Genomic DNA, 13,211 nt, shown 5'->3' with positions numbered 1-13,211 from the left:
GAAAACAAAAAAGCACCGACCATTCTCCCGGAGGAGATGATCGGTGCTTCCGATAGGTTCCGCTATTCAAATTATTCCCATTATAAAAATAAATGCTCATCCCGTCAACTATCATTTTCAAGGAAAGGGTGATTTATTGAATTTTGCGCCTATGGTACTGTGAACAGCAGTGCTCTACACGGCATTTTTACATAACTCGGACAAATTTTACGTACATCCCAGTCTGTCTTAACATAAAGAAAATATAATTTTTACAAACAAAGGGCGGACAGCGTTTTCTGTTAAAGCCCGCCCAAAATATTGACTAAAAAGGGGAATATGACTTGAAAAAGACGAACAAATGGCTGCTCACCATGGCGGCAGCTTCCATTACCGTACATACCGCTGCCGCCCTGCCGGCTGCACATGCCGCCGAGGCTGAAGGCGCAGCGGTCCGTGCCATGGTATCGGACATGCAGGGGACTTTGAAATGGAACACCCGGGATAAAAGCGCGAATATCAGCCTCGGCGATACGACCGCTGTTTTCCGGACCGGATCGGCGAAGGCCGCTCTGGATAGTGCAGAGGTTACACTCGATCAGGCGCCATATATAGAAAACGGCAAGTTATACATTTCTGAACAAGCTGCCAAGCAGCTACGTGACCGCGTGATCGCCGCACAAAACGGGACCGGCTATAAGCTTGCCGGTTCGTTTCAGATGCCGAGCGGCAAGGCCGAGATCGCCGCTTCCACTCCGGACGGCAGCCGCCTGCTCGTGACTGAGGCGGATAAGGGCAGTGTAAGCGTTCTGGATATCACCTATACAGACCAGGTTAGTGAAATAAAAAATATCAGCTTCCAGAGCCTCTCCGACAAGGCGGAGGTCACCAGTGTCGCGGTTATGCCTGACGGCAAGCATGCTATCGCCGTCATCCGCACCGATGACAACTTCAATGATCCGAATCCGGGGATGGCTGCCGTCATCAATTTGGATACCTACGAGATTGCCAAGGTATACGAGACCGGCATTGGCCCGGACTCCATCGCTATCTCCCGCGACGGCAACTATGCCGTGATTGCGATTGAAGACGAGGAATTTGATTCAAAGACAGAGGAATTTGATTATGCGGCCAACAAGCGCCCGGGCAGCATCGCCGTGCTTCACTTCCCGGAGGGCAACGTGCTGGCAGGTGAGCTGGTTCAGGTGCCAGTAGATTTGAGCGGCGTTAAAGGGGCCATCTATCCACATGAACCGCAGCCGGAATATGTGGCCATCAGTCCGGACAGCACGACCGCGGCAGTAACTCTGCAAGAGAATAACGTCATTGCGGTTGTCGATCTGAAGACACGGAAGCTTGTGCGGATATTCGCCCTCGGCACGACCAGCCATGCTGCGGATGCGAAGGATGACGACCGGGTATCATTTACGGACGAAATTACAGCCCGCTATGAACCGGACGGCATCGCCTTCACCACGGACGGCCGCTACCTTCTGACTGCGAATGAAGGGGACCTTGGCGGGGATGAATTCAAAGACGGCGTGAAGGCCGGCGGACGCAACATCGCGGTATGGAGCCTTGAAGGCGATAAAATTTACGACAGCGCCGATGTGATTGACAAGGCTGCCGCCCGGGTCGGTTCGTATCCGGATGGACGCAGTGAGAAGAAGGGCAGCGAAGTGGAAAATCTGACGATCGCGAAGGTGAATGGACGTGATATTGCGGCAGTTGCCTCCGAGCGTGCGGACGCCATCCTGTTTTTCGACCTGTCGAATCCGGAGGCTCCGGCCTTGCTTGGACTGATTCCAACGGCCGGCGAATCACCGGAAGGAATCCACTATGTGAACACAAGTGATACGTTCATCAGCGCTGATGAAGGCACAGGCACGATCAGCTTCTATAAACGGCAGCAGTAAAAACAAAGGCAGCCGAGTGGAGTGTTCCCCATTCCGCCCGGCTGCTTTTTTAACAACATATTCAATAAGCTCCAGAATCGTCAATCCGCTACCTTCTGTGCGTTTTTGTTCAGCTCCACATGCGCACGGAACATTTCCATGATGGACGGAAGATTTTCTCTCTCAGGCCAAGTGTCCGGACTCCATATTTTCGACTGCATGAATGCACGCGGACAATGCAAGAAACATTCCTCCACTTCGACAACGACGCACATTCCTGTTGTATTGCCCCCATTGAGCCTCTGCGGGGGAAACGGGACGAACGGCACTCAGCGTACCGGCCGTCTGCTTCTGAAATAAGCTTCATAATTTCTCGGAAATAAGCTTGAGCTGCGTAAACTGCAGCAGATAGTCAGGCCCGCCGGCTTTGGAATCCGTGCCGGACATGTTGAAGCCTCCGAACGGATGCACGCCGACAAGCGCCCCCGTACATTTGCGGTTAAAGTAGAGGTTGCCGACATGGAACTGCTCCCTGGCCTGCTCCAACCGGCTGCGGCTCATGGAAAATACCGAGCCGGTCAATCCGTATTCCGTGTTATTGGCAATGTCCAGCGCCTGCTCAAACGATTCAGCCTTGCAAAATACCACGACTGGCCCGAAAATTTCCTCCTGCATGATGACCGCATCCGGCGCAGCATCCGCGAAGATCGTCGGCTCAATAAAATAGCCTTTCTCTCCTGCAGTGCCTCCGCCTGCCACGAGACGGCATTCCTTCTTTCCCTGTTCGATATAGCTCGAAATTTTGCGGTAAGCCGCCTCATCGATGACTGGTCCGGTTGAACTGGAGAAATCACTGGCTGCGCCAACCTTAAGCTCCCGGGTAAGCTCCGTGCAGCGCTGGAGTATCTCATCATACACATCTGCATGCACGATTGCGCGCGAGCAGGCCGAGCATTTCTGCCCCGAGAAGCCGAAGGCCGCAGCCACAATCGCCTGGGCAGCCGCCTCCAGATCGGCTTCGCTGTCCACGATGATGGCATCCTTGCCGCCAAGCTCCCCGACAAAACGCTTCAGCCACTTTTGCCCGGGCGCAGTTTTGGCCGACAATTCGAAGATGCGCAATCCGACTTCCTTGGAGCCTGTAAAGGAAATGAAGCGTGTAAGCGGATGGCTGACCAGCAGATCGCCGATCTCTCCCCCGCTGCCTGGCAGGAACTGGACAACTCCCGGCGGCATGCCGGCTTCCTCCAGCAGGGAGACAAAACGGGCCGCAATGACCGGTGTCGCGCTCGCCGGCTTCAGCACCACTGTATTGCCTGCTACGACAGCGGCCGTTGTCATGCCCGCCATGATCGCCAGCGGAAAATTCCAGGGCGGAATGATGACTCCGACGCCAAGCGGGATATAGCGCAGATCATTGTCTTCCCCTTCAAGGGTGATTAAGCGTGAAGCAGCCGTTGTATCCAGCTCAATCATTTGGCGAGCATAATATTCCATGAAATCAATAGCCTCCGCCGTATCCGCATCCGCTTCGGCAGCTGTCTTGCCGGCCTCCAGCATGAGCCAGGCGCTGAACTCATGCTTGCGTCTGCGCAGCAGCGCCGCTGTCTTGAACAGCAGCCTCACCCGCTGCTCGACTGGCACCCGTGCCCATGCAGCGAAGGTTTCATGCGCAGACTGAATCGCTTGCTCAGCCAGTTCTGCATCAGCCTTGGAGACGCGACCGATAACTTCGGCTTTGCGAGAAGGATTGATCGAGTTGAAGCTTGCATCTGTTTTTACCCGTTTTCCGCCTATAATCAGGGGATACTCCTGACCGAGCTCCGCCTGCACCTTATCCAGGGCCGCTTCAATCGCCTTGCGGTTCGTTTCATTGCTAAAATCCGTAAACGGTTCGGGACGGTATGGCACCATGCTCATCTCACCTTTCCTTTATTTAATTTTGGAATACCCGCTCGATCCTCTCATCCGCCCAATCCAAGGGTTGACTGTCATGCCGGATGAGGATCATCGTTTAAACATCGATTTCAGCACAAAGCTTACATTTTCCGGACGCTCCGCCAGCCTTCTCATAAAATATCCGTACCAATCAGTTCCGTACGGCACATACACTCTCATCCTGTAGCCTTCCCGCGCGAGATCACGTTGTAACTGAGGGCGGATGCCGTAGAGCATCTGAAACTCAAAAGCATCACGCGGGATTCCCTTTTCAGCAGTGTAGGTTTTAACGTGTTCTATAATGCGGTCGTCATGAGTCGCTACAGCAGCATAGTGACCGTGTTCCAGCTGCATGTGAATAAGACGGATAAAGTTTTCATCCACCTCGCTTTTTTCCGGAAAGGCGACTTCCGGCGGCTCCTTGTAGGCTCCCTTGACCAGCCTGTAATTGGGGGCCAGATGCTCCAGCCGCTTCATGTCATCCTCCGTCTTCCGCAGATAGGCCTGCAGCACAAGTCCTACATGCTGGCCGCCGAATTCGCCATGAAGCTGCTCGAATATGCGGATGGCGGGCTCATTATGGGTATAGTCCTCCATGTCGATGCGCACAAATCCGCCATGAAGCTTCGCCTCCCCGACAATGCTCCGCATATTGGCCAGACACTCGGTCTCGGACAGATCGAGCCCAAGCTGAGTCAGCTTGACCGACACATTGGAGCGTATGCCAGAGGCGGCGATGGCCGTCACCGCGTTTACAACCTCCTGGGCTGCCTCTTCCGCTTCTTCCCTGCTCGCGACGAATTCGCCCAGATGGTCCAGGGTTGCCTCAATGCCTGCCGCCTTCAGTTCTTGCACCTTCCCGACGGCTGCTGTTAGCGTCTCACCCGCCACAAAACGTTCCGCCCCCAATCGAAGTCCGTGTAATTTCGCCATCCGATTGGCCGTACGGTTCTTCGACAGATAGAGCAGGGTGCTTCTCATGATCTCCATTTCGGTATCCTCCTTACCTCTGATACATAGAGCGATGGGGATTACAAACGTGCATCGACGTAATTTCACGGAAGACAAACTGTGTTTAGCGGTTGTTAACATAAGTCGCGGCGGCGAAAAAAATGCATTCATTTAGCTCTCTTTATGCTTATGGTGTAGGAAATATATGTATGTTAAATCAGAATGTGAAATTGTTCTTGGATGGGGTGGCGTCATTTTCCGGGAGTGTAGATCACTACTGAAAGCAATCATGAGAGGGTAAAAAAACGTATATCGACATACTTTCTTATTGAAGATGTTAATTTTCATTCTTTTCATTGTCAACAAAAATTGATTTTGATCCAGCGTTGAGTTAAAAAGAAACAGGATTGCACCTGCAAGCACGGAGGCTTGTGTGCAATCCTGTTAATGTGACTCATCCTACTTCAGCAAATTGCTATATTTCATTTCTATGGAAAACGCCCCGAGCTTAAGCCTGCCAATGCTTCTGAATATGCTCGTCCCGTCCCGATTTTTCACGGTCTTCCTTGTAATGCTTCGTATTCTTCTTATGGTAATCCTGATGATAATCCTCCGCAGGATAGAATACAGCCGCCGGCAAAATTTCCGTGACAATCGGCTTGTCAAATCTGCCGCTGGCCGCCAACTCCTTCCTGGAACGTTCGGCCGCTTCCCGCTGCTGCTCATGATGATAGAAAATAGCCGTCCGGTACTGCGAGCCCCTGTCATGGAACTGACCGTCCGGGTCCGTCGGGTCGACCTGCACCCAGTAGAGCTCCAACAGCTTCTCATACGGGAACAGCTCCGGATCAAACGTGATCTGCACCACCTCGTAATGCCCTGTTGTGCCCTTTTTTACTTCCTCATAGACGGGATTCTCCGTCGTTCCGCCCATATATCCGGATACGATGCCGTGAATGCCAGGCAGCTCCTCAAACGGAGTAACCATACACCAGAAGCATCCGCCGGCAAAGGTGGCTTTTTGTGTCATAAGTCCATTTCTCCTCTTAAGCGTTTCTCTTATTATAGGGCTTGTACCCTATTAAGCAAACAGGTCATACCGGACGCACTTCCTCCGAAAAAAAGATGCCCCGGAGCCAACCAGCTCAAGGGCATCATTGCTCAGGTCAACAACCTGTATATTCTGCTCACTTTTACGATTCGTCGTCTGCTGCTGCATCTCCTGCTGTTGCATCTTCCTCTGCCTTCTCAGCTGTCTCATTCTCTGCTTCAACCGCACGCGGAATCACAATGGAAGCAAGCAATTCTTCTGCAGAGGAAATCAACTCTACTTTGTCAGGCAGCCTGATGTCTCCCGCTGTCAGCTTGTCCCCGACTTCCATACCTGAAATGTCGGCCTCGATCACAGATGGGAGATCATCCGGCAGCGCCTCGATCTCAAGCTCTGTTGCCTGCACCTGCAGCATGCCGCCTGTCTTGGTGCCTGCCGCAGTGCCCTGATAGTCGATAGCCACACGAACACGGATCGGTTTGTTTTTGGAAACTTTCAGGAAATCAGCATGCAGCCATTTGCCGTCACGCTCCTGATAATCCTTAATCAGCACCGGCACCCTGCGGCCGCCTTCCAATACCAAATCCAGCATTTCCGTACGTCCCGTCCGGATCAATTTCTTGAATTCCTTGGCATCCACACTTACCGGAGTCCCCTCCATATCGGAGCCATACACGACCGCTGGAATACGGCCATTCAATCTCAGCTTGCGCAGTTCCGAGCGCCTCGTCTCCGTTCTCGGCTCCGCCGTCAGTTGATTGCTTTTATTGCCGTTAGCCATAGTACATAACCTCCTCAGGTTCTCTTCACAAGTGACTGTGCCTTATATTCGGGCCGACTGCAACAGCGGCAAGACTGCAAGCAAAAAAAAGCCCATAAATATACCTTAACCATTTTACAGAGCATTGACACATTTTATGCAAAAAAAGACGCCTTTTCTCCTGAAAGAGACAAAAGCGTCTTCACTGTTCCGAACCCTATCATACCGCCTGTACCGCCACCGTTCCGCTGCGAATGATGACCTGGACCGTCTCGTTCCCGCCACCAAGCTCCAGATAGCGGTCCATATCGATATCCTTGTCCTCCCACTGGTTCAGTCTGAAAATATACCCGATTTTTCGCACATGCGGCGCCACCCGGATACGAGCTACAGCCAGTCCCTCCCCAATCATCGTGAGCGGTACATGCCCGTCCTGTACGCTGGTTCCCCAAACCCAGACATTCCACCCTTCGTACTGTCCATCCGTACGCTGGTAGTACATCTCGACTGTACGGAAATGCCCGGTTTGCTCTTCCGCCCCCGGCATTTTGCTGCCCGTATTTCCACCCTCATCGGAAAACGCATCATCCGTATCATCATGCAGTACCATCATGGACCAACGTGGGATTGTTACCCTATCACCCTCCGCGATGGAAAGCGTCTCCGTGCCTGCCTGGCAATCATTAACGACAATATGCCACCGTTCCGAATCGTCAGGCAAAAACATCGTTTCATCCCGGTCTGACCCGTTATAAATCACCACTATATTTCTCCAGTCGTCCCCATTGGCATATCCATGCAGCCGAAAAGCGACCACATGATCAGAGGCGCGTAAAATTTCGAGATGCCGTTCCACCTGCTCTCGGGTCCTCATACGGAAAGCGGGATGGCTGCGCCGCAGCGCAATCAGCCCTTGATAATAGCGGAACACCGGCAAAAAGCGGGCTTTATTGCCCCAGCGGAGCGCATTGACTTCATCGCCGCTGCGGTAGCTGTTATGATCCCCATACTTGGAGCGCAGCAATTCATCGCCGGCATGGATAAACGGAATGCCCTGGGAGGTGAGGACCATGCTGTTGGCCAGCAAAGAGCGGCGCACCGACTCTTCCTTCAGCAAATCATCCCCGTTAACCCGGTGGTATGGATCCGCGGATTCCACCGCCTCTGCCGCACTCCGCCCGTCTGCAGGCATCCCCTGGTTCCACTCGGGAAAAGAACAGGCATGGCGCAGATGGCGGGTTGTAATGATTTTATCCCACAAATTCAGATTATCGTGGGCAGTCACATAGTTGATCGTTTCAGAGGGCACCTCGGTAAAATCGTAAATAGCCCCGCGGATACCCTGCACCACATCATCTTCCTTGCCCCAGGCGCCGGTGGCAAAGCCAGTGCCCCAGCCGTCGCTGTCGCCTTTAATCGCATTGCGGAAATTATCGTTGAACACAGCAAAGCCTTTGCCGCGCTGCGCTCCTTTAAGCGTTTTGTGCTGCAGAGGTGAATCTCCGCCGGTCCACGGCTCCCCGTAAATCATCATGCCAGGAAATACCTCGCTGCGCAGCTCTTTCGTGAGCTCCTCAACAGTAGGCGTATCGATCAGACCGAGCAGGTCAAAACGGAAGCCATCCACATGATACTCCTCGGCCCAAAACCGCAGCGAATCCTTGATGAACTTGCGGACCATCGGCCGCTCGGTCGCCAGCTCGTTGCCTACCCCTGAACCGTTCGTCAGCCTGCCCTGCTCGTCGGTGCGGTAAAAATAACCGGGAACAATCGGTTCAAATGGCCCGTCATCAACAGAAAATGTATGATTGTACACCACATCCATAATGACGCCCATACCTGCGGCATGAAGTGTCTGTACTACCTGCTTGAATTCGCGGATTCTTGCGGCCGGGTCCGCAGGATCGCTGGCATAAGAGCCTTCAGGCACGTTGTAATGCTGCGGATCATAACCCCAGTTATAGACTGAGCGGTCCCCTGCGGCCACGGCCAGCTCATTCACCGTCTTGTAATCTGGCACAGGCATCAAATGCACATGCGTAACACCCAGCTCCTGCAAATGATCAATGCCGATGCTGTTGCCCTGCGTGTCCTTCAGCCCGGTTTGCAAGAAGGCCCGAAAGCCTCCGCGCCCGCCCTCATAGGGAGCTTCCGGATCGGAGGAAAAATCCCGCACATGCAGCTCATAAATGACGGCATCCACCGGTTCCCCATGGTGGGGCCGAACGTCATTTTCCCAGCCTGCGGGGTCGGTCTCAGCCAGATCGACAATGGCGGACCGCTGTCCGTTAGCGGAAACGGCGATGCTGTATGGATCAGCAGCATAATGTGGCTCTCTGCCCGGCAAAGTGACAAGGTACATATAAAAATAACCGTTCCAATCCCCCTGCAGCTTCAACGACCACACGCCATATTCATTCCGAGCCAGCGGAAATTCGCGGCCACCGCAATGATCCGTCACATTCCCATACTCATCATATTCGCCTGCATCTTCATACAAAGACAGAACGACATGCTCCGCTGTGGGAGCCCATATATTAAAAAGACAATCATCCTTCGTGTAGGTCAAACCAAGGTCCCGGCCGTTGTAGACCGGAATGAGAGATGCTTCATTTTCCATCTGCATCACCACCATCATTTTCAATACAGCGCTATCATACTCGCTTTGGAATCACATATTACTCCGATAAGCCGAATCTGTCCATTGACCAATACTACCATTTATGCTTCCTGAACCTCTTTTGTATACCTTCACGCCAATAAATATATCAGATATAACGGACTTATTTCCTGCCGCTATTAGTCAGCCGAATATCGAAGAGGGGATTATACTCTTCCTTATATTCTATGCCACAGCAGGCATTGCTGCTATAGTCCGGCTTAGAGTACCGGCGCCAAGCTTACAGTCACATATGTACATAGAACAAAAAGCACCCAGGCGTATGAAGGGCCTGAATGCTTTCTGCTCAGTTAATATAAGATTAAGCGTTTAATTTCTCATACTGCTCCAAAATTTGGCGATGAACAGGATGGTCCTGTGGAATCGACGTATAATGGGTGATTGCAGCAGCTAATCCTTCAGTGCGGATCGCTTCCTGCAGCTCTACGGCTTCAGGGTCCTCGCTAACGTTGAACTTGCAGGCAGCCGCCATGCCAAGGGCCAGATGATCCGGGTTGATGCCGTATTCATGGGCTTGCAGGGCCGGACGAACGAGACGGTCGTTCGGCGACAGCTTCCGCAGCGGTGAGCGGCCTACACGGGTAACTTCATCGGTCAGGTTCGGATTGCGGAAACGGTCCAAAATTTTGCTGATATATTTGTCATGCTCTGCCTGATCAAATCCGAAACGTTTGACCAGCACAGCTCCGGTCTCTTCCAGCGCTCCGCGCACAGAAGCGACCACGTTCTCGTCGGCAATGGCCGTCTGGATCGTCTCAAAGCCTGCCATATAGCCAAGATAAGCTGCAACACAATGCCCTGTGTTTACGGTAAACAGCTTGCGCTCAATGTAGGGCTCCAAATTGTCCACATACAGCACACCTTCGATTTCCGCATGGTCCGGAGCCATTTGGGAACGGTCAACCACCCATTCGTAAAAAGGCTCCACCTGCACATGCAGCGGATCCTCGTGGTGCTGGATCGGCACGATCCGGTCTACCGCCGCGTTCGGGAAATATACGGAAGCCTCCGCTTTCGCACGAACATCCTCTTCCAGCAGGGCAAATACATGCTCCTTCAGCTGCGCGCTGCCACCGATGGCATTTTCACATGCGATCACATGAAGCGGGGATGCCCCGTCTGCAATCCGCTGTGTGATGCCTTTGGCAATTCCCGGCGCGATATGCTTCAGAATATTAACGCCAACCGCTGTCGTCACCAAATCCGCAGAGGCCACGGCGCTGGCTACCTCATCCACATTTTTTCCGTCAATGGCGGTTACATTAGTTACGATTTCCGTGTCCTTGGCATCATTGGCCAATTCCACGGTATACTGCTTGCGGCTGCGCAGCTCGGACACGAGTGTATCGTTGACATCAGAGAAAATCACTTCATAGCCGGCGCGTGACAGCAGCAATCCGATAAATCCGCGTCCGATGTTGCCTGCTCCGAAATGGACCGCTCTCATAGTTCCATCTCGCTTTCAAACAGGTCGATAATTTCCTGTGCGCTGCTGGCATTACGCAGTTTGTCCATATTCTCTTCCTCGGAGCATACCACAGCGATTCCGGTCAGAATCTCCATGTGTTCTCCTCCCTGTGCCGCGATGCCGATCACCATATATGCGTTCTCCCCATTAAAATCCACACCCTGCGGGAACTGGATAATGGAGATGCCTGTAGAGTTGATGAATTCCTTGGATTCTTTCGTTCCGTGCGGAATCGCCAGTCCGTTGCCTACATAGGTGGACACGATTTCCTCACGCTCGATCATTTTGTCGATGTATGCTTCCGTAATGTGACCGGCATCCAGCAGGATCTGGCCCGCCATGCGGATCGCCTCGTATTTGTCATTCGCTGTTGCGTTCAATTTTACTTTGTCTGTGGACATGATGCTCATTGTATGGTCCTCCCTGTCTCTAATTTACTGCGAAAAAAATCGGCCAGTTCATCCGCCATATAGCTGGTGATCTCATCCCGGCTTCCGTTCTCCAGCAGCGTAATCATCTCTCCCTGAAGCAGCAATGCGCTGATTTCACTGAGCACCTCCAGGCTTTCCTTGGACAGCTCGCGCGGACCCAGCATTAACAGCACCTGCTTTACTGCTTCTTGTGCTCCTTCCAACTGCAGCGGCTCGTTCAGCCTGTAGAGCGATAGCGAAGGCGTGCGGATGTGTCTGCTGCGTGTATGGAACAAGGCAAGCGGTGTATCTGGAATCACCTGGCTGCCTTGCTGCTCTCTTTCGGCCAGAAGCTCAGCCACCGCTTCCGGATCATTCACGGTTCCCCGTCCGACCTCGGAAATGCACATGGCATACAAAACTTCATTCATATCCATTCCATGGTTATCCAGCGGATAAACATGAAAATTCTGCACGATCCGCACAATCTCCTGCAGACTGTCCTTCAACCCGACCAGCCACCCCAATCCCTGGTTCGGCTCCACGGTCTGCCTTTGCCTGCCGCTGACTTTCTTGAGTGTTATGTTCTGGATAAAATGACGCAGGCGGTCACTCTCCTCCTGCGTCAGCAGTGGACTGATTTTCAGATAACGGTCCCTCTCAAGCGGCAGATCGACGGTCGAAATGACCAGGTCGTAATCCTCCTTGGGAATACGGGCCGCCTCGAACCACGAGGCCCGGTCCACAATCCTGATTTGCGGAAGCTCCTTCGCCAGCCGGGTGGCCAGCAGTCTGGAAGATCCGATTCCGCTGGTGCATACCACAATGGCACGCACCTCCCGCTGCAGCTGGCGCAGCCGCTCAATGGAAGCGCCGAAGTGCATGACCAGAAAACCCACTTCTTCATCAGGCACATTCAGCTCAATCATACCCGATACGGCCTCCTTGACCGCTTCGAACAGTTCGGCATAATCCTTGCGGATCTGCTGCAACAACGGATTGCGGATATCATTTCCTTCTTTCAGCCGTTTCATGACTGGCTCGACATGGGCAATCAGACCTTCACGCAGGAGGCGATCCTCTCCAAAATGCACACCTGCGTTTTCCTCCACCCGGCGGATCAGCTCATTCACAATTTCCAACAGCACCAGATCATCCAGCGGCAGCAGCCTTGTCGAGCGGTCCTCGGCGGAGCGGAACAGATGTCTGAAATATTTTTTCTCCTGCTCCGTAAAGTGAAGGGACAGCGCAACCGACAGTTCGGCGCAAATGCGCTCCACCATCGCGGCACGGACCTTATCCTCCTCTTCATGGGTCCCCAGGATCAGCTCCGATTCCGGCTGCTTGGCCACAAACCCCCGCCGGATGCGGGCGATGGCTACGGAAAGCTGAATCAGCAGCTCCATGTATTTGCTCTCCACCATGTTTTCCAGCCATTTTTCATTCGGCTGCCACAAGGCGTTCTCCACCGTCAGCATCACATCCCTGCCGATCAGTTCCATCAGTTTATCCATGGCATGGGATGAATGTCTGGACAAATCCCTTCCGAACAAATCGGATTCATCCAGATGCTCCAGCCCCAACTCGGAAATAGCCCGCCTGATGTCGGATTCCCTGCCTGTGATCCGCACACCGTAACCGCGCCTTCGCACAAGGGTAAGCCCGTGCTTCTCGATCCAGGACTGCAGCTCGTCAAGATCATGGCTGACAGTCGCGACCGTTACCTTTAAATCAGCCGCCAGCGACAGCAGCTTGATCGGCTCTCTGTCATCCAGCAGTATACATAAGCTGTAAATTTTTCTTTCTTCTGCTGAATACTCTACCGATTCCGAACGGAAAAGCTGCTGGCGAAGCTGGAAAAGCCGAGAGGGATCGGCATCCAAATGGATTCCGATCCCGGATTTTTTCTCCAGCTTGACCCCATTGGGCTCCAGCCATTTCTCCACCGCGCTCAGCTCGCGCAGAACGGTTCTCGTGCTGACATTGATGCGGGCGGCAATGTCGCCCGCAGTCACCTCTTTCGTCTGCTGCAGCAGGAATTCAAGAATTTCGCTTTGTCGTTTGGTAATATTCATGATA

General features: G+C 53.1%; 9 protein-coding genes. 1 reads left to right on the top strand and 8 read right to left on the bottom strand.

The features are described 5' to 3' along the window. Positions 1–323 precede the first annotated feature (323 nt). The gene (locus ACE41H_RS15080) at positions 324–1,895 is read left to right on the top strand and encodes a choice-of-anchor I domain-containing protein (protein WP_375356191.1); all 1,572 of its coding nucleotides are present in this window, start codon (positions 324–326) and stop codon (positions 1,893–1,895) included. A 342-nt stretch (positions 1,896–2,237) separates the two neighbouring features. On the opposite strand, the gene pruA is transcribed toward ACE41H_RS15080, so the two are convergent. From pruA to ACE41H_RS15040, 8 genes are all read right to left on the bottom strand, one after another. Then, entirely contained in the window at positions 2,238–3,788 is a 1,551-nt protein-coding gene (gene pruA, locus ACE41H_RS15075) for an L-glutamate gamma-semialdehyde dehydrogenase (protein WP_375356226.1), read from the bottom strand. Between the two features lie 93 nt (positions 3,789–3,881). Next, entirely contained in the window at positions 3,882–4,802 is a 921-nt protein-coding gene (locus tag ACE41H_RS15070; RefSeq protein ID WP_375356189.1) for a proline dehydrogenase family protein, read from the bottom strand. A gap of 469 nt (positions 4,803–5,271) precedes the next feature. After that, positions 5,272–5,793 (bottom strand): peptide-methionine (S)-S-oxide reductase MsrA, encoded by a 522-nt coding sequence (gene msrA, locus ACE41H_RS15065; protein ID WP_375356187.1) that lies wholly within the window; start codon positions 5,791–5,793, stop codon positions 5,272–5,274. 163 nt (positions 5,794–5,956) lie between these two features. After that, positions 5,957–6,595, bottom strand: a complete 639-nt coding sequence (locus tag ACE41H_RS15060) for a 50S ribosomal protein L25 (protein WP_375356185.1) — start codon at positions 6,593–6,595, stop codon at positions 5,957–5,959. A 199-nt stretch (positions 6,596–6,794) separates the two neighbouring features. Then, the gene (gene pulA / locus ACE41H_RS15055; protein ID WP_375356184.1) at positions 6,795–9,194 is read right to left on the bottom strand and encodes a type I pullulanase; all 2,400 of its coding nucleotides are present in this window, start codon (positions 9,192–9,194) and stop codon (positions 6,795–6,797) included. 361 nt (positions 9,195–9,555) lie between these two features. Continuing rightward, entirely contained in the window at positions 9,556–10,701 is a 1,146-nt protein-coding gene (locus ACE41H_RS15050) for a mannitol-1-phosphate 5-dehydrogenase (protein WP_375356182.1), read from the bottom strand. Then, the gene (locus ACE41H_RS15045) at positions 10,698–11,132 is read right to left on the bottom strand and encodes a PTS mannitol transporter subunit IIA (protein ID WP_375356180.1); all 435 of its coding nucleotides are present in this window, start codon (positions 11,130–11,132) and stop codon (positions 10,698–10,700) included. Before ACE41H_RS15045 ends, ACE41H_RS15050 begins: the two co-directional genes overlap by 4 nt. Beyond that, on the bottom strand, positions 11,129–13,207 hold the full coding sequence (locus ACE41H_RS15040; RefSeq protein ID WP_375356178.1) for a BglG family transcription antiterminator: 2,079 nt from the start codon (positions 13,205–13,207) through the stop codon (positions 11,129–11,131). Before ACE41H_RS15040 ends, ACE41H_RS15045 begins: the two co-directional genes overlap by 4 nt. Between the last annotated feature and the right edge of the window lie 4 nt (positions 13,208–13,211).

The sequence above is a fragment of the Paenibacillus enshidis genome (assembly GCF_042136365.1).
In the GTDB taxonomy this organism is placed as follows: domain Bacteria; phylum Bacillota; class Bacilli; order Paenibacillales; family Paenibacillaceae; genus Paenibacillus; species Paenibacillus enshidis.
This window is presented reverse-complemented; position numbering and strand designations above follow the sequence as displayed.